Raw genomic sequence first — 21,588 nt, 5'->3', positions numbered from 1 at the left:
AACCTCCGCTCGCGCTCCGCCCCTGAAAATACCGCTTGTGTTCCGACGAACCTTGCATAATTATCGGGTGCAGATAATTACCACCCATCGAGATCAGGCGCCCCATGGAACAGCCCGAAGTACAGGTGTTGGCGGACAAGCTGGATCAGCTTCTTGAACGCTACGGCAAGCTTGAGCTGGAAAACCAGGCACTAAAAACACGCCAGGAAGACTGGATTCGCGAGCGGGCTCAGCTGGTTCACAAGAACGACCTCGCAAAAACCAAACTTGAAGCCATGATAGGCCGCCTGCGGGCACTGGAGCAGCATTAATGTCCACCAAATCTACGTTTGAGGTGAAAATTCTCGACAAGGAATACCTGGTTACCTGCCCCGAGCAGGAACAAGAAGCATTGTTGCGATCGGCACGATATCTAGACCGTAAAATGCGGGAGATCCGTAACAGCGGCAAGGTGTTTGGAACCGAGCGAATTGCGGTGATGGCGGCGCTGAATATCACCAACGAAATGCTGGAGCGCGACACCATGTCAGAAGGCAGCAGCACGTTGCTAAAGGCCATGGACGACAAGCTAAACATCGCCCTAAAGTAACAAAAAAGCTTATAAAACAGCAACAAGCGACGATTTTTAACGGAATGGCCAAGAGCACTTGCAATAAGCCCCCATCTTGACCTTATAATGGAATCACCTTCCTGGGCTGTACGCTCGTCGGGTACGTCCTCGAGCCGATGCGCTTTACCCAGGTGGCCACTTTAGGGCATTGTGTGCATGTCCCCTGCGGGGGAAAGCCTAATATGTCACAGCGGTCACCGACCTTGAACTTGGGTTCAAGGACCTACATCCGATAACGGCAGCCCGGGAAGCTTTATTTTGAGCGACAGCATCGCCCACCCCTCTTTTTTACCGTCTTCTGCAGACTTGAACACTTCCCGCAATCAGTTGCGTAGACACTTGCGCCAACAGCGCAATGCCTTGTCTCCTTTGCAACAAAGACACGCATCGCAGCAACTGGCCAAGCGCCTGTTAGCCAACCCCGATCTTTATCGCGCCCGCCACCTTGCCATCTATTGTCCAAACGATGGTGAAATCAGTCCGCTGCCCTATATGCAAGCTGCGCGTCGCCGCGGCATACGCGTTTACTTACCGGTATTGCATCCGCTAATACCCGGGAAGCTGGTTTTCAGCCCTTACACGTCGCACACCCGCCTGCGCCCCAATCGTTTTGGCATTGCGGAACCTGCATTTAGCGCCGGCCTGAAACGGCCAGCCTGGGCGATGGATGCAATATTGTTTCCGCTGGTAGGGTTTGACGAGCGCGGAGGAAGGCTGGGCATGGGCGGGGGGTTTTACGACCGGACATTTGCCTTCAGCCGCACTCGGCCAAGACTCGCACCCAAGCTGATTGGCCTGGCTCATGATTTTCAGAGGGTGGATAGCTTACCGATTGAGCCTTGGGATGTGCCTTTGCACTCGGTGGTTACAGAGCGTGGCTGTTATCGGGTAGTGGCCTGATACCAAGGCTCCGCCGCTCGGGGGCCCTGTTCAGACGCTTGCAGCGAGGTGAATCCGGTAATAATAAGGCCAGCAGCGAATATCAATGCGATGGTGCGGATCATATCTGGCTTGCGGCCCATTTCTTAACTCCGGAACTGCTGTGATAACCCATACAGGAAACGGAGGACTGATGCCGCCGTTAATAGAATGACGGAAGACTATCACTCCCCCGCCATTTTACAATTTTTGACAGATTAACTTTCAGTAACTCAGAGATCCGGGCAGGCACTCAGCGCCCGCGACGCGATCAGCTAGAGTGGCTGTTGCCGTTTCCTGCCCCAAGAAACAGCTGGTAAGCTTCGTTATCGGTCATGTTTTCATAGCGGAAACCGACCTTCTCAAGCATTTTTTCAAAATCCCTCACTTCGTCATCGTCCACTTCAGCGCCCAACAACACGCGGCTGTAAGCCGCACCGTGATTGCGGTAATGAAACATCGAAATATTCCAACGCGTGCCCAGCGACATCAAAAATTTCAACAAAGCCCCCGGACGCTCGGGGAACTCGAACTGGAACACTTTTTCATTGCTGATACCCGGAGCGTGCCCCCCCACCATGTGGCGAATGTGCTGCTTGGCCAAGTCGCTGTCTGTCAGGTCCAGCACCAAATAGCCGGTCTCGCGCAGTTCCCGCACCAGTTCGTCTCGGCCCAGGCCACCGGCCTGAATCTGAATGCCGACAAATATCGTGGCTTGTTTGCTGTCCGCGTAACGGTAATTGAACTCGGTGATATTGCGCTTGTGCAGAGCGTTGATAAAGGTTTTGAAGGCGCCTGGTTTTTCAGGAATGGTCACCGCCAGGATGGCTTCACGCTTCTCGCCGATTTCGGTGCGCTCCGAAATATAACGCAGACGGTCAAAGTTCATATTGGCGCCGCTGAGCGTAGCGATCAGATTTTCATTTTCGATTTTTCCCCGTTCTATATATTTTTTAATACCGGCCACACCAAGCGCCCCAGCGGGCTCGGCAATGGAGCGGGTGTCTTCAAAAATGTCTTTAATCGCGGCACAGATTTCATCGGTGGATACGGTGATCACTTCGTCTACGTGATCTTTGCAGATTTCCCAAGGGTAGGCACCAATCTGTTTGACTGCCACGCCGTCGGCAAATATCCCAACTTCGTCCAGTATTACCCGCTTGCCGGCTTTCATCGCTGCCTGCAAGCAGTTTGAGTCTTCCGGCTCTACACCTATTACTTTTATCTCCGGGCGCAGATATTTTATGTAGGCGGCCATACCGGCAATCAGCCCGCCACCGCCCACACAGACAAACACCGCGTGGATGGGTTTGCTAAATTGCCACAACAACTCCATGGCGACCGTGCCCTGGCCGGCGATAACGTCTGGATCATCATAAGGAGGAATGTAGGTATAACCGTGCTTTTCAATCAGCTCGTGGGCGTGGGCCGCGGCTTCGTCAAAAGCGTCGCCTCGGAGCACTACCTTGGCACCGTGCTCACGCACAGACCTCACTTTAATCTCCGGCGTCGTCTGGGGCATTACGATGACGGCCTTGATGCCCAGTTTTTTTGCCGACAAGGCCACCCCCTGGGCGTGATTACCGGCAGACGCACAGATTACACCCTTGGCCTTCTGCTCCTCCGACAACTGCACCAGCTTGTTATAGGCCCCGCGAATCTTGAACGAGAATACCGGCTGCAAATCTTCACGCTTCAAAAAAATGTTGTTGCCGAAGCGCCGCGACAGGCTAACGGCTTCGGTCAGCGGCGTTTTATTGGCAACATCGTAAACGCGGGCATTCAATATTTTCTTGATATAGCGTTGGGGCATGTCGATTCCGCAATGTAATTTAAGAATGAATTAGGCGTGATTCGAAAGAAATTCCCAGTAATTCGAAAGAAATTTGGCGTGAGGCATCACTGGAAGAATCCATAGTGTAGAAAGTTTTACCCGCAACCGTCTATAAGCAGCCCGCCCAGACGCTGTATACTGCAAGTATCTCATTCATTTTCCGCAACGGGCTCAACCATGAACCAGGACGAACTGAAGCAAGCGGTCGCCAAATCCGCTATCGACTACATCAGCCCACGCCTGAACAGCAGCAGCGTAATTGGTGTGGGCACCGGCAGCACTGCCAACTGCTTCATTGATTTTCTGGCGGCCATTCGCAACGATTTTGACGGCGCCGTGGCCAGCTCCGAAGCCACCGCTGAACGCTTGAAAAGCCACGGCATTCCCGTTTATGAGCTGAACAGCACCGCCGATCTGGAGTTTTATGTAGACGGCGCCGATGAAGTCAACGAACAGCTGGAACTGATCAAAGGCGGCGGCGGCGCGCTAACGCGGGAAAAGATTGTGGCTGAAGTGGCGCAGACGTTTATCTGCATCGCCGACGAGTCCAAAAAAGTAGACATTCTGGGTGAATTCCCACTGCCACTGGAAGTGTTACCGATGGCCCGCAGCCACGTTGGCCGGGAAATCGTGAAACTTGGCGGCGATCCGGTGTACCGCGACAATTTTACCACCGACAATGGCAACATCATTATTGACGTCTATAACCTGGACCTGTCGCGCCCAATTCAGGTGGAAGAACGCCTGAACCAGATTGTAGGTGTGGTCACCAACGGCCTGTTTGCCCGCCGCCCCGCCGATCTTCTGCTGCTGGGCACAAAAACCGGTGTACGGACTCTCAAGCGCGGCTGACCCACTCGACCGGCATGGAAGCCAAGGTCGGCTGGCATGCCAGACCAACGTTTAGTTTCGCAGAGCGATGCAGTTTCGTACAATGGCGCTCACTTTTTAACCCTACCCAGGAAGGACCACCCGATGCAATTCGACAACATCCCTGCCGGCAAAAATGCACCCGAAGATATTTATGTAGCCATTGAAATCCCGGCCAACAGCTCACCGGTGAAGTACGAACTGGACAAAGACATGGGCGCCTTGCTGGTAGACCGTTTTATGGCCACGCCCATGTTCTACCCGGCCAACTACGGTTTTATTCCCCACACTCTGGCCGACGACGGTGATGCCCTGGACGTACTGGTCATTACCCCCTACCCGATTCAGGCTGGCTGTGTGATTCGCTGTCGCCCGGTAGGCGTACTGAACATGGAAGACGAAGCCGGCGGCGACGCCAAGCTGGTCGCAGTACCCCACGACAAGCTGACCACGGCTTACGCCCACGTACAAGATGTGACTGACTTGCCAGAACTGCTGCGCAACCAGATTCATCACTTCTTTGAAAACTACAAGGCGCTGGAAGCCGGAAAATGGGTGAAAATCCAAGGCTGGGACAATGCAGCGGCTGCGAAAAAAGCCATTGTTGACGCCATCAAAGCTTACGGCGGCTAAAAGCGTATTGCTTTATACGGTTCACAAAAACCCGGGCATTAAGCCCGGTTTTTTTGTTGCCTGCACCTCAGTGGGAGCCAATTGCTAGCCCCGCGACAGTAACTCCCGCATGTCACTGATCGCCGCGTTGGCCCGCGATAAATAGGCCGCCATGGTCAGCGAATGGTTGGCCATTATGCCAAAGCCACTGCCGTTGAGAATCACCGGACTCCACATGTCGCCCTGCGCTCCCTCAAGCTCAATGATGATCTGCTTAACACTGGCCGTAGCGTTCTTGTCCTGCAATACCTTGCGGAAATCCACTTCAATGGCACGGAATATATGCAGTAACGCCCAAGAACTGCCGCGGGCCTCGTAAAACACATCGTCTATCTTGGTCCAATCGGTTTTTACATCAACGCCTTGGGCTCGCTCATCCAGCGGATCCTGGCCCTCAAAATCCGCTACCGTGTCGGAAATAGAGGCTTTACCCACACTCTCACCCAGGGTGCGGGACAAGCTACCCAAACGGGTTTCCAGATCTGCCAGCCAGTTGTTCAAGCTATCGGCGCGGGCAAAGAACTGGGAATCGGTCTTCTCCGGGTTCGACAGCCGGTCCAAATACCGCTTCAAAGCGGTGATCCCGCGGCGATATTCGGATTCGGTTGAGGGAATCGCCCAGCTATCGCTATCAAAGTGCAACTGGGGCTCGGCAATGATCAGGTCCGCGTCTTCCGAGGATTGGCTCTGGGCGCGACTGATGTCTTGACGCATGGCTCGGGCCAGGTCACGCACTTGCACCAGCACACCGAATTCCCAGTTGGGCACGTTGTCCAGCCAAAGGCCCGGAGGGAAAATGTCGTTGGTAATGTAACCGCCGGGCTTGTCCAGCAGAGTTTCCGCGATTCGGATCATGGTGGCGGTGGTGGCAAAACCAGTCACCGGTTCACGCTGCATGGCGTTGGCGGTAGCACGGGTGTGTTCACGCACAGAGAAACTGTCGGGCTCGCTGCTCCAGTACATACCCATGATCATGGCAATCAGCAGGTAGAACAGCACAACGATAAGCAGCAACTTACCCACCATTCCACCACCGGAGGAATCCCGGGCATCGCCTTTTTTGTCCTTGAAATACTGCCTGATTTTGCCTGGCATAAGCGTATTATTCCCCTGTCAATTGGTGGTTGCCTGCGGTAAACGGACGCCCCAGATGGTAGCCCATTGCGCCATCAATGCCCAAATTACACAGTACCTTGAATTCCTCGACGGTTTCCACGCCACTGGCAAACACTTTCACACCGCGACTGTGGGCAATATCAACGACCGACTTCAAAAAGAAGCGGTTATCGCCATGTTCGTCAATGCCATGGGTGAAGCTGTTGTCAATACGCAGAGCTTCCAGTCGCAGATTTTTCAAATAGCTAAACGGCACTCCGCCTACGCCAAAACGATCAACCACCACCGACACCTGCAAGTCGTTCAGCGACTGCACGAGCCTGGTAGCTTCCTCGCGGTGGCGGTGAATGGCCAATTCCGAAATGCCCACCCACAGGTTGCGGGCCACCGCTCCTGCTGCTTTTAATTCTGCCAGCAGGTCCTGCTGAAACTGTGGGTTTGTGACTGAGGCGTTGCCCAAAGAAACAGCCAGCGGCATCTGCGGACGCTGGCGCAGATGCGCCAGAACGCTGTGTACCAATTGGCGATCAATAGCCGCAATCAGCCCAAGGTGCTCCGCCATAGGCACAAACAGCGCGGCCTTTAGCGCGCCATCGGCCGTATTAATGCGCGAAAATACCTGATGGTAAAGCGGCTCACCATGAACCGGCCCTGCACAATTAATCACGGGCTGAAGCCACAGTGCAAAACGCTTCTGCGCCAGAGCTTCCTGCAACGTTGAGCGCCAGGCCTCAGCGCCCAACTGTGCGCCGCCACCGGGCACCAGCAAGCGGCAGCCAGACTCGCTCTGCGACTGGGCTTGGCGCAGGGCGTTGTCAGCGGCGATCAGCAACTCCGGCACGCCGGCGCCGTCAACGGTTGGCGCCAGCCCCCCGTGTACTGCAACCGCTAAGGGGTCGGCAATGGCACTGTAGGCGTCATCAATATCCGCCAGCAGTGACTGACACCAAGGCAAGGCATCGTCAGAGCTGACACCGGGCAGATACAGCACGAACGAGGCGCCCATGCGCCGACCCGCAAAAGCATCGGCGTGCTGGCTGATAAAGTATTCGATGATTTTGGCCAGGCGTGCCAAAAGCCGGTCACCCTCCTGGCGCCCCAGCAACACATTGAACTCCGCAAACTGCGACAACTGAAAAATCAGCAGCACGCCCGGCGCCGATCGCTCCTCAGACTGCACCTCTACTTTTAGGCGCTGGTCAAAAGCGGTGCGGCTGGCAAGGCCGGTCACCGGATCTTCATTGTTGAACTTGCGCAGCTGCTGAATCAGCCGTGCCTGCCCATAAAACAGCTTTTCCAGCTGATCGGCCATGGTATTCATGGCCACGGTGACTTGGCGCAGCTCACGGGCGCCTGCCACCCGAATGCGTTGGCGGAATTCACGCCGGCCAATCGCGCCAGCCTGGCGCTCCAGTGCATGCAGCGGCTGCAGAGTCTGCCGCAGTAACAACCACAGACATAGCAGACCGATACCGCTGATAACGGCGGCACTCAAAACCAGCGCCGCTGCGATGCGCCAAAGGTCCTGATACGCCCCCCCGGGATGACTGACCACATTGACCAAACCCAGGCGCTGCCAGCCCCGCACCACTTGGGCCGTGGCAACCGGTGTCGGCAAATCTGCGAAGTGAACAAACCAGGCGGGTGCGTCAACCTTACTGAGGCCCATACGGCGCCCAGCCACCACAACGCCCGAATGGTCAAGATACTCCACAGATAAATAACGCCCACTGTCGAATACCGCATCAATCAAAGAGCTCGATGCAATGGGGTCGCGACCGTCAATGGCGTTCGACAGGGACAAGCCAACGGCAGTAGCGCCATCCTGAGCGTGGCCAGCCAGCTGGCTGCTGACATACTGACGAAAATAGCCGTAGCTAGCACCCACACTTGCCAACAGCACCGCTACCAGCAACACCCCGGTGAACAGCAGCAGCAAAGCGCGCAACGAAAAACTACCTCGCTGATGATCCAGGCAGACTAACTGACTACTCATCCGGGCGTGTGCCTGAGTCATAAATGAACTGCTCCGGGAGTTTGGTGTTGCGTGCGACGCTCACAAAAGGCGAACCTTCCCTATAATAGTCACTATAACGCCGATTATTGTAGTAAGCGTACGCCAAATCCGCCAATGGGTTGCTCTATATGGAACCAACGTCTTATGGACGCTGTTGCAGCGCTGTCTGATAATAATCGGCAGAATCAGAATGGCTGGGCCTGCATTAGGTCACATGAAGGCTCCTGATAACCATCCAAACTTATCAAAAAGTATTGATATGAGCAGCATAAGTGCGCACCATGGGCACATTGTGTCGCTAACTTTGGCAATTCTGCAAAATAAAGGTATTGGTTTTTATGGCAAGTATTCTCGTGCTTCACGGGCCAAATCTGAATATGCTGGGCGCCCGCGAACCTGAGGTATACGGCTACGAAACCCTCGCAGAGATTAATCAGCGCCTTCAGAGCAGCGCTGCAGCTGCGGGCCATCATCTGCTCCACCTGCAATCAAACGCCGAATACGAATTGATTGAACGCATTCACGCCGCCAAAGCGGAAGGTGTGGACTATATCCTGTTTAATCCGGCGGCTTTTACCCACACCAGCGTCGCATTGCGTGACGCGCTGTTGGCGGTTTCCATACCGTTCATTGAGGTGCATCTGTCCAATGTGCACCAGCGGGAAGCATTTCGGCACCACTCCTATTTTTCGGATATCGCCAAAGGCGTTATCTGCGGCCTCGGCAGCCAGGGCTATGACCTGGCGCTTCAGGCTGCATTGAAACAAACGCATTAACTAGACCTTACAAAAGAGGCTGAAGAAATCATGGATATTCGCAAAATCAAGAAATTGATCGAACTGCTTGACGAATCCGACGTCGAAGAACTGGAAATTCACGAGGGCGATGATTCCGTGCGTATCTCGCGCCGCCGTGAGCAGCCAGCCGGCACGCATTACGTCAGCCACATGCCACCACAACATGCAGCTCCTATGTACGCGCCAGCGCCGGAAACCCCGGGCCCGGTTGACCATGAGGCCAAGCCTGCAGCGCCCAAGGGCCATACCATTAATTCACCCATGGTGGGCACCTACTACAGTGCGCCATCACCTACCGCGCCGGAATTCATCGCCGTGGGCCAATCGATCAAAGCCGGTGACGTTATCTGTATCGTGGAAGCGATGAAGATGATGAACCAGATTGAAGCTGACAAAAGTGGCACCATCGTCGAAGTGCTGGTCGAAAACGGCCAGCCGGTGGAGTTTGACCAGCCTCTGGTCGTCATTTCCTGAACCCGGTGATTGTGAACCATGGACATGTTAGAAAAAGTATTGATCGCAAACCGCGGTGAAATTGCCCTGCGAATTTTGCGCGCCTGTAAAGAATTAGGTATCAAAACCGTCGCCGTGCACTCTCAGGTCGACCGCGACCTGATGCACGTACGTTTAGCCGATGAAACCGTCTGTATCGGCCCCAACAGCCCGACCGACAGCTACCTGAATATCCCTGCCATTATCAGCGCGGCGGAAGTAACCGACTCAGTGGGCATCCACCCCGGTTACGGCTTTTTGGCGGAAAACGCCGACTTTGCCGAGCAGGTCGAAAAAAGCGGGTTCCGCTTTATCGGCCCCAGAGCCGAGACCATTCGGCTGATGGGCAACAAAGTGTCGGCCATCAACGCCATGATCAGTGCAGGCGTACCCACCGTTCCGGGCTCTAACGGCGCGCTGACCGAAGACGACGACCTGACTCTCAAAGTCGCTAAAAAAATTGGCTACCCGGTGATTATCAAAGCCGCATCGGGCGGCGGCGGTCGCGGTATGCAGGTGGTGCATTCAGAAGCCGCATTGCTCAAGGCCGTACAGATTACCCAAACCGAAGCTCGCAGCGCGTTTGGCGACCCGACCGTGTACCTTGAAAAATTCCTTGAGCGCCCGCGCCACGTGGAAGTTCAGGTACTGGCAGACATGCACGGCAACTGCATTCACTTGGGCGACCGCGACTGCTCGTTCCAGCGCCGTCACCAGAAAGTGTTGGAAGAAGCGCCGGCGCCGGGTATTGACCCCGAAGCCAGGGAAAAAACCCTGAAAGCTTGTGTTGATGCCTGTAAGGAAATTGGCTATGTGGGTGCCGGCACCTTCGAATTCCTGTATCAGGACGGTGGTTTCTACTTCATCGAAATGAACACCCGCGTGCAGGTTGAGCACCCGGTATCAGAAATGGTGACCGGCGTGGATATCGTGCGCGAACAGCTGCGTATCGCCAGCGGCCTGCCATTGCAGTACACGCAGGACGACATCAAGATTACCGGGCACGCCATCGAGTGCCGAATCAACGCAGAAGATCCCCAAACTTTTGTGCCCAGCCCTGGTAAAGTGAAGCACTTTCACGCTCCCGGCGGTAACGGTGTGCGGGTGGATTCGCACCTTTACAGTGGTTACACCGTACCGCCCTACTACGATTCGCTGATCGCCAAACTGATCACCTGGGGTGACGACCGCGAAATAGCGCGTCGGCGCATGAAAAACGCCCTCGACGAGATGGTGGTTGAAGGCATTAAAACCAATCAGCCGCTGCACCGCAGATTGGTGCGCGATGGCGGCTTTAAACAGGTAGACTTCACCATTCATTATCTTGAAAAACTGATTCAGGACTGAGTCCTGCGTCGTCAATGCGGGAAGCAGTATGCCCTGGATACAACTAAAGATTCCGGCTGACCCAGACAACGCCGATCAACTCGAAGACGTGTTGATGGAAATGGGTGCGGATGCGGTGTCGATGGAAGACGCCGCTGACCAGCCTTTGTACGAGCCGGACCATGGCACCACACCTTTGTGGAGCCAAACCACCGTAACCGGACTGTTTCAGTCCAGTTACGATATTACCGAGTTGTGCTCCAACATCCGCGACGCCTGGCACCAGCAAACCCAGCAGAGTCTGGCGGACATAGACGTAACGTTGGTTGAAGATAAAGACTGGGCACGGGCCTGGATGGACGACTTCCACCCGCTGCGCTTTGGCGAACGTTTGTGGATAGTACCCAGCTGGCACGACGCGCCTGATCCAGACGCAGCCAATTTGCTGCTGGACCCAGGCCTGGCGTTTGGTACCGGCACCCACGACACGACGGCCCTGTGCCTGCAGTGGCTAGACGGCGCTGATGTACAGGGCAAACAGGTGATCGATTATGGCTGTGGCTCCGGCATTTTAGGCCTGGCCGCACTGTTGCTGGGTGCAGACCATGTAATGGGAGTCGACACCGACCCTCAGGCGCTGGAAGCCAGCCGTGAAAACGCCCGCCGCAACGAAGTGGACGAAAGCAGGCTGTCTTTATATCTGCCGAAAGACGAACCCGACGCCTTGGCCGACATTACGCTCGCCAATATTCTGGCTCAGCCACTGATCGGACTGGCACCACACCTGGCAGCAAAAACCCGCCCAGGCGGCGACATTGTGCTGTCTGGCATCCTCAACCATCAGGCCCGCGATGTGATGGCGGCTTACGAGCCCTGGTTTATTATGGATGAACCAGAACAGCAGGGTGAATGGATACGGCTCACAGGGCGACGCCACCGTTGATAGCGCCACGATTGATGAAGCAGTAAGGCCAAAGATCTAGACGACCGTGCATTCAGTTTCTTTGTATTCAAGGATTTAGAATGACTTCCAGCAACCTTCAAACTCAGTGTCCCCACTGCCAGACGCGTTTCCGGGTAACCGAGGAACAACTGGAGGTTGCCAAGGGGCGAGTGCGCTGCGGCAGCTGCATGAAGATTTTCAATGCCTTTGAGAACCGCATCAAAGAGCCAAAACCTGTTGTTACAACACCCCTGGAGCCGGTTATCAACCCGGATCCGGACGACGATCTGGTGTTTGCGGACAACCCGGAAGAAGATGCAGCCCACGGCGCTTACATTAAAGCCGATATGACGTTTGCCGAAGACGAGCTCAGCGACAGTTTTCGCTCCATGGACCACAGTGTTTACAGCGATGACATCGACAGCAGCAGCGATATAAACCTGGATTCGGACGAAAGCTGGGCCCGCGCCATTTTGAATGAAGCCAGCCGTCCCGACAGCCCAAGGCGCCCAGCCCATCCCGTCGAAGCAGCGCCGCCCAAGAATGAACCACCCGCTGAAGCTCCAGATATTGAAACGCAAGGCCTAGCGCAACCCAACGACAGCTGGCCGTTGCCGTCCGAGCATCAGATTTACGCCGAGAGCGGCGCCCGACCGCAGCACACGCCTTACAGCAATCTTCGCCAAGAACCCATTCCGGTTCAGCGCAATCACGGCGGAAAAATCCGGGCGCTGGCCTGGTCACTGATTGTTGTGGCCATTCTGGGGGTGATCGTCTCACAGCTGGCTTGGGTTCAGTTTGACAAATTTTCCAAAATTCCCCAGCTGCGCCCTTTTTACGAGAAAGGCTGCGAACTCGCCGGTTGCACGCTGCCACCGCTGATAGACATGAGCGCCATAGACAGCCGCAAACTGGTGGTAAAAACCAACCCTGCCAACCGCAGCGAACTGGTGGTAGACGCTGTGATTATCAACCGTGCCGCATTCGCACAGCCGTTTCCGGCCATTGTTCTGACCTTCGCAGATTTGAACGGGCAAGAGGTTACACAGCGTGTATTCAGCCCTGCAGATTACCTGGCAGACCAGGGCGCACAGTTGCGGGAAATGCCGCCGCAGACCCCGATACGCATTGCCATCGCCATCCAGGACCCGGGACAAACGGCGGTCAGCTACAACATCGACTTCCGCTCACAGGCCGAGTAGGCCAGCGAGAGCCTGCTGGCCGAACTCAACTTATAAGCTTTCGCCAAGCGCACGAAAGTCAACCAAAAAGCACGAAAAATAATCAATTTTTTCACAGCTTTGCCTCTTCAATCGCGGCCGCACCAGCGGTATCATTAGCGCCCTCCGGAATTCGGCCGTTCAATTATTGAACAATTCACCGGTATTCAGGCCTTGCGTTAACTTCCGTAACACGGATTCAGATCATGCTGCCAACGGCAAAAATCGGGCCGTATACCTTGCCCAATCCGCTAATTGTTGCGCCCATGGCCGGTGTAACAGACCGGCCGTTTCGGCTGCTGTGTCGGCGTATGGGCGCAGGACTGGCAGTTTCGGAAATGGTGATTGCTGATAGCAAAATGTGGCACACCCGAAAATCTCGCAGCCGTCTAAATCATCAAGGTGAGCCTGAACCCCGCTCGGTGCAGATTGCCGGCGGAGATCCGGAGATGCTAGCGCAGGCGGCTTGTATGAACGCTGCGTCTGGCGCCCAGATCATCGACATCAATATGGGTTGCCCGGCGAAAAAAGTCTGTAATAAAGCGGCCGGCTCTGCCCTGATGAAAGACGAAGCTCTGGTGCTGCAGATTCTGAAGGCGGTGGTAGCCGCCGTAGACATACCGGTGACCCTAAAAATGCGAACCGGTTGGGATGAAAATCACCGCAACGCGCCGATTATTGCGCGCATGGCAGAAGAAGCCGGTATTCAGGCGCTGGCCATTCATGGCCGCACCCGCACCGACAAATACACGGGCAATGCCGAGTACGACACCATTGCCCGAGTGAAGTCCGACGTTGGCATTCCGGTCTTCGCCAACGGCGACATCACCAGCCCGGAAAAAGCGCGCGAAGTGCTTCAATACACCGGGGCCGATGGCCTGCTGATTGGCCGTGCGGCTCAGGGCCAACCTTGGATTTTTCGGGAAATCCTGCATTTTCTGGAAACAGGCGAACACATGAAACCGCCGCCACTGGATGAAGTGGAAACGATACTGAGCGAGCACCTGCTGGCACTGCACGATTTTTATGGAGAAACCATGGGTGTGCGCATTGCCCGCAAACATGTGGGCTGGTATTTGCAATGCCACGACCAAAACAAACGCTTCCAGCAAAGCTTCAACGCCATAGACAACGCGTTGGAGCAGCACGACAGCATTCAACAGTATTTCGCAAGCTTACGAAATGAAGAGGTATTCGCAGCATGAAAGCTGAAACTTTGGCAAACGACACCCTGAACGCATCCGCCAATGATGACATTCACCAACTGCAAACGGCTGGCACCAGCGGTAACTCAGTCACCCTGCGTGACAGCGTAGAAATTGCACTGACCAACTACTTCACCCAGCTTGATGGCGCTCCGGTAACCGAGGTTTATCAATTGGTGCTATCAGAAGTAGAAGCTCCATTGCTAGAGCAGGTGATGAGGTACACCCGCAACAACCAGACCAAAGCGTCCACCATGCTGGGTCTGAACCGCGGCACCCTGCGCAAGAAGCTCAAGCAATACGATCTGCTTTAAACCCGACATCCGATCCGGAAGAATGTGAACCATGGCAAATCAGGCAAATACTCCCGTTCGTCGTGCGCTGATCAGTGTCAGTGACAAAACCGGCATTGTTGAATTTGGTCGCGCGCTCAGCGAGCGCGGCATAGAGTTGCTGTCCACCGGCGGCACCTTTCATCTGCTTAAAGAAAACAACGTCGCCGTCACCGAAGTGTCTGACTACACCGGTTTCCCGGAGATGATGGATGGCCGGGTAAAAACCCTGCACCCGAAAATTCACGGTGGCGTTTTGGGCCGCCGTGGCACCGACGACGCCGTCATGGCCGAACACGGCATAGACCCCATCGACATGGTGGTGGTGAATCTCTATCCGTTTGAAGACACCATCGCCAATCCGGATTGCGACTTGGCGACCGCCATTGAAAACATCGACATTGGCGGCCCCACCATGGTTCGCGCGGCAGCCAAGAACCACAACGATGTGGCCGTAGTGGTGAATACTCGCGATTACAACCGGGTATTGAAAGAACTGGAAAGTAACGATGGCGAACTGACCTTTGCTACGCGTTTTGACTTGGCCGTAAAAGCCTTTGAGCACACCGCCGGCTACGACGGTGCTATCGCTAACTACTTGGGTGGGCGCACCGCCGATAACGACAATGCGGATTTCCCGCGCACCTTCAATGCCCAGTTTGTGAAAGTGCAGGACATGCGCTACGGCGAAAACCCGCACCAGCGCGCCGCGTTCTACGCCGAGCGCAACCCGAAAGAAGCCTGTGTGGCGACCGCTACCCAGCTCCAGGGTAAAGCGCTGTCGTACAACAACGTGGCCGACACCGACGCCGCGCTTGAGTGTGTAAAACCCTTCGCCGACCCGGCTTGCGTGATCGTCAAGCACGCCAATCCCTGTGGTGTAGCCATTGGTGCCGACATTCTGCAAGCTTACGAGCTGGCCTATGCAACGGATCCCACCTCAGCGTTTGGCGGCATCATTGCCTTCAACCGCGAGCTGGACGCAGCGACCGCCAGAGCCATTATTGATCGCCAGTTTGTGGAAGTGATCATCGCTCCCAGTATCAGCGCCGAAGCAGTAGAACTGATAGCCGCCAAGAAAAACGTGCGTTTGCTGGCCTGCGGCGAATTTGACGGTGAGCGCGCCCCGGCATTGGATTACAAACGCGTGACCGGTGGCTTACTGGTGCAAGAACGTGACCTGGGCATGGTTGCCATGAGTGATGTAAAAGTGGTCACCCAACGCCAACCCAGCGAAGAAGAACTGAACGATTTACTGTTTGCCTGGGAAGTGGCCAAGTACGTCAAATCCAACGCCATTGTGTACGCGAAAGCGGGCCGTACCATCGGCGTGGGCGCCGGCCAGATGAGCCGCGTGTACAGTGCCAGAATTGCCGGCATCAAAGCCGCCGATGAAGGCCTGGAAGTAAAAGGCTCGGTCATGTCGTCTGACGCCTTCTTCCCGTTCCGCGACGGTATTGATGCCGCCGCCGCTGCCGGTATTACCGCGGTGATCCAACCTGGTGGTTCCATGCGTGATCAGGAAGTGATCGACGCCGCCAACGAGCACGGCATTGCTATGGTGTTCACTGGCATGCGCCATTTCCGCCATTAACCCGTAGGGACAGCATCATGAATATTCTGATTATTGGTAATGGCGGGCGCGAACACGCCCTGGCGTGGAAAGCCGCGCAGTCGGAACTGGCCGATACCGTCTTCGTAGCGCCCGGTAATGCCGGCACCGCCACCGAAGCCGGTGTGGAAAACGTCGCCATCGATGTGATGGATTTGAACGGCTTGGCTGATTTCGCCGCCCGCAATAATGTTGGCCTGACCATCGTGGGGCCCGAGGCGCCACTGGTTGCCGGTGTTGTGGACTTGTTTGAAGAGCGTGGCCTGAGAGTGTTTGGCCCCAGCGCCGGCGCCGCGCAGCTAGAAGGCTCAAAAGCCTTTACCAAAGACTTTCTGGCGCGCCAGAAAATCCCTACGGGTTCCTACGGCAACTTTACCGACGTTGATGAAGCATTGGCCTACGTGCGCCAGCAAGGCGCGCCTATTGTGGTTAAAGCTGACGGCCTGGCTGCGGGTAAAGGCGTGATTGTGGCCATGAATCTGGCCGAAGCGGAAAACGCCGTCCGCGATATGCTGGCGGGCAACGCGTTTGGCGACGCCGGCAGCCGCGTGGTGGTTGAAGAATTTCTGGACGGCGAAGAAGCCAGCTTCATCGTCATGGTCGACGGCGACAACGTGCTGGCCATGGCGACCTCGCAAGACCACAAGCGCGTGGGCGATGGCGACACCGGTCCCAACACCGGTGGCATGGGTGCTTATTCCCCTGCCCCAGTGGTGACCCCCAACGTGCACCAGCGCATTATGGATGAGGTGATCTACCCAACCGTGCGCGGCATGAAAGCCGAAGGCCACCCCTACAAAGGTTTCCTTTACGCCGGCCTGATGATCGATTCTGCCGGTGCTCCCAGGGTGATCGAATTCAACTGCCGCTTTGGCGATCCGGAGACTCAGCCCATCATGCTGCGCATGCAGTCTGATCTGGTGGCTCTGTGTCAGGCCGCGATTGACGGTAAACTGGACCAGTGCAGCTCCGATTGGGACCCCCGAGCCGCCGTGGGTATTGTTCTGGCGGCAGGTGGTTATCCCGGCAGCTACAGCAAAGGCGATGTTATCTCTGGCCTGTCGGAAACCGAAACTGAGGGCGAAAAAGCTTTCCACGCCGGCACAAAACTGGATGGCAACCAGGTGGTCACCAACGGTGGCCGGGTACTCTGCGCAACCGCACTGGGCAATACCGTGACCGAAGCCCAACAACGGGCTTACAAACTTGCCAGAAAGATAAGCTGGAACGGTGCGTTTTACCGCAAAGACATCGCGTATCGGGCCATAGCCCGCGAGCAAGCGTAATACGACATCCTGAGCAAAAGCCCGGTCGTTGACCGGGCTTTTTTATGGGGTAATGTGAACTCACTTGCCTGCCCCATCACACAAACAGCCTGGAACTGCTCAAATGCTGCAAAAGTCACCCTCTGCCGTCTTTTTCTTGCTCTTATCCATTGTGCTTTTAAACGCATGCTCCCGCCATGACATATACCAAAAGGCTATCGACTTCGAGCGTTCCACCGCCGGACTTGAGGCTGCCAGCATCACCCTGGGCGAACTGGACATTGCGTACCTGCGAAACGCAGAAATGAACAGCGGCGATACCATCGTGATGGTTCATGGTTTTGGTGCCAACAAAGATAACTGGACCCGCATGGCCCGGGAGCTCACAGATAAATTCAACGTTTATGCCATAGACCTTCCGGGCCACGGCGAAAGCAGCAAGCCGCTGGATCTCGGTTATCGGCTGGACCAGCAAGTGGCTCACCTTGCCCGTATTCTTCAGGCTCTGGACATTGCCGAGATGCACATAATGGGCAACTCCATGGGCGGCGCCATTACGGCTTTGTATGCCGCCGCTTATCCGGAACAGATCAAAACCGCCGTACTGTTCGACCCGGCTGGTATTCTTGAGTACGAGAGCGAACTGTTTGATTTAGTCGTCGCTGGTGACAATCCGCTTATCCCCTCAAAACCCGGCGATTTCGAGCGTCTGATGGATTTCGCTCTTGAGAAAAAGCCGTTTATTCCCTGGCCCGTTCTTGGGGTTATGGAAGACCAGGCTCTTGCCAATCAGACGGTAAATGAAGTGATCTTTGCCGCCATCCGGGACGCTGGATTCGAGACGGATTTCCGCAGTATCATCAGCCGCATCAAAGCCCCGGTACTGGTCGTCTGGGGCAAGGAAGACCGTGTGATTAACTACCGTAACGGCGAAGTCTTTGTGGACATCATCCCGGGTGCACGACTTGAGGTATTGGACGGGGTTGGTCACGTGCCCATGCTTGAAACACCGGAAGAGTCAGCTCGTCTGTTCCTGGAGTTTGCCAAATCCCATGCTTCAAAAGCCGGGTAACACAAACAGGCACGAGGCTCTGTTGTTATCGGCTTCAACGACCGGGAAAAACAAGGTAGCCTTATGCTGACCATAATCCGTTTTCCCTGAAAGAACCTCTCATGCCTGAAGCAGTATGGATATCCTTTGCGTTTGGTCTTGGCCTGCTGGTCAAGGTGGTTCATTTGCCACCCCTGGTGGGTTATCTGGCGGCCGGTTTCACACTCAGCGCGCTAACGGCGTTCCCGGGTTCCAATATCTCTGCCGAACCCACCGAAGTATTAGGCCACATTGCCCACCTGGGCGTGTTACTGATGCTGTTTACGGTGGGCTTGAAGCTGAAACTCAAGACCATCATCAGCCCCGAGGTTATTGGAGGTAGCCTGCTGCACTTTGGCATAACCTGCTTTGTGTTCACTCCCGGGCTGTATCTGATTTTGGATATTACCTGGTACGTTGCGTTTATGCTGGCAGCGGCGCTGTCGTTTTCATCCACTATTCTGGTCGCTAAAGTGCTGGAAAGTAAGCGCGAGTTGCGTGCATTCCATGGCCGCGTAGCCATCGGTATTCTGGTGATGCAAGACCTGATCGCACTGGTCGTAATGAGCCTGGCTGCGGGTAAAACGCCGTCGGAATGGGCCTTGATTGTGTTCGGCCTGCCGCTACTGCGGCCATTGCTGTTCCGCCTGCTGGATGCCAGCGGCCACGATGAACTACTGGTGCTGTTGGGCATGCTTTTGGCGCTGGTATTGGGCGGCTTGGGCTTTGAAGCCGTGGGCTTGAGCTCCGAGCTTGGCGCTTTGCTGTTTGGTGCGGTGCTGGCCAATCACCCACGCAGTCAGGAGTTGGCCAAATCTCTGTGGAGTGTGAAAGAAATATTCCTGGTGGGGTTTTTCCTGCAAATCGGCATTGGCGGGCTGCCAGACACCCATTCACTGATGTTTGCGCTGGCTGCCGGCCTGATTCTGCCGTTGAAAGGACTTCTGTTTTTCTTCCTGATGATTCTGTTTCGCCTGCGCGCGCGCAGTAGTTTTCTAACGTCGCTGGCGCTGACCAACTACAGCGAATTCGGCCTGATTGTAGCCAGCATTGCCTTGCCCCAGTGGATGGTGCCGTTGGCCATCAGCGTGGCGCTGTCGTTTATCATTTCAGCACCCCTGAATCGCATCGCTCACAGCCTCTACGAGCACTTTGCCAGCCGCTTGGAACGCTACGAAACCAATAACCATCACCCCGACGAACAGCCCTTGGCGCTGGCTGACGCCAAGGTTCTCATCATGGGTATGGGGCGTACCGGTACCGCCGCTTACGACTGGCTGATCGAAACCGAACCGACCCTGGTCGGGCTGGATTCTGACCCCAACAAAATTACCCAGCACGGCGTGGCGGGGCGCAATGTGGTGTTTGCCGATGCCGAAGACACCACCTTCTGGAGCAATCTGCATATGCCCCAGGTGCATTCAGTGATCCTCGCCATGGCCGACATTGAAGGCAAACTGATTGCCGCCCGCATGCTGCGGCGCATGGGTTTCACCGGCTACATTGTGGCCCACACCATGTTTCAGGACGAAGCTCACCAAATACGTGAAGCCGGCGCCAACGACGCCTACCTGACCATGAGCGAAACCGGCGTAGCCCTGGCAAGCCACATCATGGAGCGGGAAGCTTCCGCGCCGGACGGCTTCGAACCGCCCTCGACCGCCTAAACGTCAACGAATTTTACACATCGATTTTTTCACGCAATAGATGATTCTGCTAACTGTTTGATAACCCGATTCGCAGGTTCTCTGGCATACCTTATGCTTTAAATTTTGTTTGCAGCCATCTATGAATAGGGTTTTTGTACGCAATACTCAATGTTCGTGATGTGTGGCTTATGTTGTGACGAAATGGAGGTTTTTCATGCCGCCATGCCGAACGCTCATATGGCTATCAACCCACGTACCAGACATACCAGAATTTGGGTCTGAGTATCAGGTGTACGCCATCAACGCCAGTGACGATATGCCATTGGCGCCACCGTCCTGTGCAGGCCCGCGTGTTGGCGTGGCGGATCTGCGCCGGTTCAACGTCAGCGATGTCGGTAACTTTAATCGCTGGATTGAGTTTCTAGGGCTGCGCTATTGGGTTGCCATTGTCGACATCCATCCATCTCCGGGTTCCGATACCCAGTGGTTCATTGCCCGCTACTGCTCTGACTACCACTCGGCACCGTTGGATATAAGCCGCTTCAACGCGATGTTGGGGCATTTGTGGGGCATGGCAGAACTGCAAATCCAGACCTCAGAAGGCTTCCACGGCAACCGGCGCGAACCGGATTTTAATGATGTTGTGCTGACGGGCTCATCGCCCGCTATCTGCAACACCCGCGCCTTGCTACGGCGCTTCGCCGCGGTTGACGAACCGGTGTTAATCACCGGCGAAAGCGGCAGCGGTAAAGAAGCCGCCGCTCACTTTATCCAGAAAAACAGCAGCCGTGGCTATGGCCCACTTGTGGTTGTTAACTGCGCCGCGCTGCCAGAATCATTGATCCAAAGCGAGCTGTTCGGCTACGAAAAAGGCGCCTTCACCCACGCTCTGAAAACCCATCCGGGGCGCCTGGAACAGGCGCACCGGGGCACAGTGTTGCTGGCCGGTATTGATGAGCTCAGCATGAAACAGCAATCGGCGTTGCTGCCCTTTTTGCAGGAAGGCCGGCTTGAGCGCATTGGAGGCAAAACATCGTTCATCGTGGACGTACGAATTCTGGCAACCAGTTCTTCAGACCTTGATGAGTTGGTTCGCCAGGGCGAGTTCCGGAGCGATGTGTTCTATCGCCTGGGCAGCCTGATTATTAATATGCCTGCGCTTCGGCAGCGCCCCGACGACGTTATTACCCTCGCCCTGTTACTTTTAGATCAAAACAAAACCCCGAAAAAACTCAGCACCGCCGCCATCTCGGCGCTTGCGCACCATACCTGGCCCGGTAATCTGCGCGAACTGCAAAATCGTTTGCGCCGAGCCGGGCTGCTCAGCGACAGCGACAGCGACAGCGACAACAACACCATCAGCCCCCGCAGCCTGGGCTTACCGGCGGCACTGCCAACCCCCAGCAATCCTTCACAACTGACACTCTCTGCGTTTCGCAACGAGGCCGAACGTCACGCTCTGTCATGCAGCCTGAGCCTAACGCAACACAACATCAGCGCCGCAGCCCGCATGCTGGCTATTTCCCGCGTTTCGTTCTATCGCCTATTGGAAAAACACAACCATGCAGCATTACGCCCAAATGAAGACTCTGAAGGAAATTGTGTCTGACACACCTTTTG

At 55.5% G+C, this 21,588-nt stretch carries 21 protein-coding genes and 1 other RNA gene; 18 read left to right on the top strand and 4 right to left on the bottom strand.

The window, feature by feature from the left end; genetic code table 11:
• Positions 1-104 precede the first annotated feature (104 nt).
• From MELB17_RS01980 to MELB17_RS01970, 4 genes are all read left to right on the top strand, one after another.
• Positions 105-311 carry a TIGR02449 family protein gene (locus MELB17_RS01980; protein WP_007348451.1) on the top strand — a complete coding sequence of 69 codons (207 nt, stop codon included), beginning with the start codon at positions 105-107 and terminating at the stop codon, positions 309-311.
• Entirely contained in the window at positions 311-589 is a 279-nt protein-coding gene (locus MELB17_RS01975; protein ID WP_007348450.1) for a cell division protein ZapA, read from the top strand. The genes MELB17_RS01980 and MELB17_RS01975 overlap by 1 nt, the downstream gene beginning before the upstream one ends.
• A 95-nt stretch (positions 590-684) precedes the next feature.
• Positions 685-864: non-coding RNA, 6S RNA (gene ssrS / locus MELB17_RS23515), on the top strand.
• Positions 865-868: 4 nt separating this feature from the next.
• Complete coding sequence (locus MELB17_RS01970) at positions 869-1,510, top strand: 5-formyltetrahydrofolate cyclo-ligase (RefSeq protein ID WP_007348449.1); 642 nt, start codon at positions 869-871, stop codon at positions 1,508-1,510.
• Here MELB17_RS01970 and MELB17_RS24890 read toward each other — a convergent pair.
• Together MELB17_RS24890 and ilvA are read right to left on the bottom strand one after the other, a co-directional pair.
• Positions 1,492-1,632, bottom strand: coding sequence for a hypothetical protein (locus MELB17_RS24890; RefSeq protein WP_198136420.1), 141 nt, complete (start codon positions 1,630-1,632; stop codon positions 1,492-1,494). The two genes, MELB17_RS01970 and MELB17_RS24890, sit on opposite strands and share 19 nt — an antisense overlap.
• Positions 1,633-1,799: 167 nt before the next feature.
• Positions 1,800-3,341, bottom strand: a complete 1,542-nt coding sequence (ilvA, locus tag MELB17_RS01965; RefSeq protein WP_007348448.1) for a threonine ammonia-lyase, biosynthetic — start codon at positions 3,339-3,341, stop codon at positions 1,800-1,802.
• A gap of 198 nt (positions 3,342-3,539) precedes the next feature.
• Here ilvA and rpiA point away from each other — a divergent pair, with 198 nt between their 5' ends.
• Both rpiA and ppa read left to right on the top strand, forming a co-directional pair.
• Complete coding sequence (gene rpiA / locus MELB17_RS01960; protein ID WP_007348447.1) at positions 3,540-4,214, top strand: ribose-5-phosphate isomerase RpiA; 675 nt, start codon at positions 3,540-3,542, stop codon at positions 4,212-4,214.
• A 123-nt stretch (positions 4,215-4,337) separates the two neighbouring features.
• On the top strand, positions 4,338-4,865 hold the full coding sequence (gene ppa, locus MELB17_RS01955) for an inorganic diphosphatase (protein ID WP_007348446.1): 528 nt from the start codon (positions 4,338-4,340) through the stop codon (positions 4,863-4,865).
• Positions 4,866-4,949: 84 nt separating this feature from the next.
• On the opposite strand, the gene MELB17_RS01950 is transcribed toward ppa, so the two are convergent.
• Both MELB17_RS01950 and MELB17_RS01945 read right to left on the bottom strand, forming a co-directional pair.
• Entirely contained in the window at positions 4,950-5,999 is a 1,050-nt protein-coding gene (locus MELB17_RS01950; protein WP_007348445.1) for a DUF2333 family protein, read from the bottom strand.
• 7 nt (positions 6,000-6,006) lie between these two features.
• Positions 6,007-8,037 carry an EAL domain-containing protein gene (locus tag MELB17_RS01945; protein ID WP_198136419.1) on the bottom strand — a complete coding sequence of 677 codons (2,031 nt, stop codon included), beginning with the start codon at positions 8,035-8,037 and terminating at the stop codon, positions 6,007-6,009.
• 338 nt (positions 8,038-8,375) lie between these two features.
• Here MELB17_RS01945 and aroQ point away from each other — a divergent pair, with 338 nt between their 5' ends.
• The 12 genes from aroQ to MELB17_RS01885 all read left to right on the top strand — a co-directional run bounded on the left by aroQ (position 8,376) and on the right by MELB17_RS01885 (position 21,577).
• A complete protein-coding gene (gene aroQ / locus MELB17_RS01940) occupies positions 8,376-8,813 on the top strand; it encodes a type II 3-dehydroquinate dehydratase (RefSeq protein ID WP_007348443.1) in 438 nt (145 codons plus the stop codon).
• 30 nt (positions 8,814-8,843) lie between these two features.
• Positions 8,844-9,308, top strand: coding sequence for an acetyl-CoA carboxylase biotin carboxyl carrier protein (accB, locus tag MELB17_RS01935; protein ID WP_007348442.1), 465 nt, complete (start codon positions 8,844-8,846; stop codon positions 9,306-9,308).
• Between the two features lie 18 nt (positions 9,309-9,326).
• Positions 9,327-10,673 (top strand): acetyl-CoA carboxylase biotin carboxylase subunit, encoded by a 1,347-nt coding sequence (gene accC / locus MELB17_RS01930; RefSeq protein WP_036183150.1) that lies wholly within the window; start codon positions 9,327-9,329, stop codon positions 10,671-10,673.
• A 28-nt stretch (positions 10,674-10,701) separates the two neighbouring features.
• Positions 10,702-11,595 carry a 50S ribosomal protein L11 methyltransferase gene (gene prmA, locus MELB17_RS01925; protein WP_007348440.1) on the top strand — a complete coding sequence of 298 codons (894 nt, stop codon included), beginning with the start codon at positions 10,702-10,704 and terminating at the stop codon, positions 11,593-11,595.
• An 80-nt stretch (positions 11,596-11,675) separates the two neighbouring features.
• Complete coding sequence (locus MELB17_RS01920; RefSeq protein ID WP_007348439.1) at positions 11,676-12,797, top strand: DUF3426 domain-containing protein; 1,122 nt, start codon at positions 11,676-11,678, stop codon at positions 12,795-12,797.
• A gap of 224 nt (positions 12,798-13,021) precedes the next feature.
• Positions 13,022-14,020, top strand: coding sequence for a tRNA dihydrouridine synthase DusB (dusB, locus tag MELB17_RS01915; RefSeq protein WP_007348437.1), 999 nt, complete (start codon positions 13,022-13,024; stop codon positions 14,018-14,020).
• Complete coding sequence (gene fis, locus MELB17_RS01910) at positions 14,017-14,334, top strand: DNA-binding transcriptional regulator Fis (protein ID WP_007348436.1); 318 nt, start codon at positions 14,017-14,019, stop codon at positions 14,332-14,334. Before dusB ends, fis begins: the two co-directional genes overlap by 4 nt.
• Before the next feature lie 31 nt (positions 14,335-14,365).
• Positions 14,366-15,946, top strand: coding sequence for a bifunctional phosphoribosylaminoimidazolecarboxamide formyltransferase/IMP cyclohydrolase (gene purH / locus MELB17_RS01905; protein WP_007348435.1), 1,581 nt, complete (start codon positions 14,366-14,368; stop codon positions 15,944-15,946).
• A gap of 17 nt (positions 15,947-15,963) precedes the next feature.
• Positions 15,964-17,250: a phosphoribosylamine--glycine ligase gene (gene purD / locus MELB17_RS01900; RefSeq protein WP_007348434.1), complete on the top strand. Its 1,287-nt coding sequence runs from the start codon at positions 15,964-15,966 to the stop codon at positions 17,248-17,250.
• A gap of 103 nt (positions 17,251-17,353) precedes the next feature.
• Entirely contained in the window at positions 17,354-18,301 is a 948-nt protein-coding gene (locus MELB17_RS01895) for an alpha/beta fold hydrolase (protein WP_007348433.1), read from the top strand.
• 101 nt (positions 18,302-18,402) lie between these two features.
• A complete protein-coding gene (locus tag MELB17_RS01890) occupies positions 18,403-19,986 on the top strand; it encodes a cation:proton antiporter family protein (protein WP_007348432.1) in 1,584 nt (527 codons plus the stop codon).
• A gap of 196 nt (positions 19,987-20,182) precedes the next feature.
• Positions 20,183-21,577 carry a sigma 54-interacting transcriptional regulator gene (locus tag MELB17_RS01885; RefSeq protein WP_007348431.1) on the top strand — a complete coding sequence of 465 codons (1,395 nt, stop codon included), beginning with the start codon at positions 20,183-20,185 and terminating at the stop codon, positions 21,575-21,577.
• The last annotated feature ends 11 nt before the right edge of the window (positions 21,578-21,588 follow it).

Source organism: Marinobacter sp. ELB17 (assembly GCF_000169375.1).
In the GTDB taxonomy this organism is placed as follows: Bacteria; Pseudomonadota; Gammaproteobacteria; order Pseudomonadales; family Oleiphilaceae; genus Marinobacter.
The sequence above is the reverse complement of the archived record's forward strand: the minus strand, read 5'-3'. Positions and strand labels throughout refer to the sequence as shown.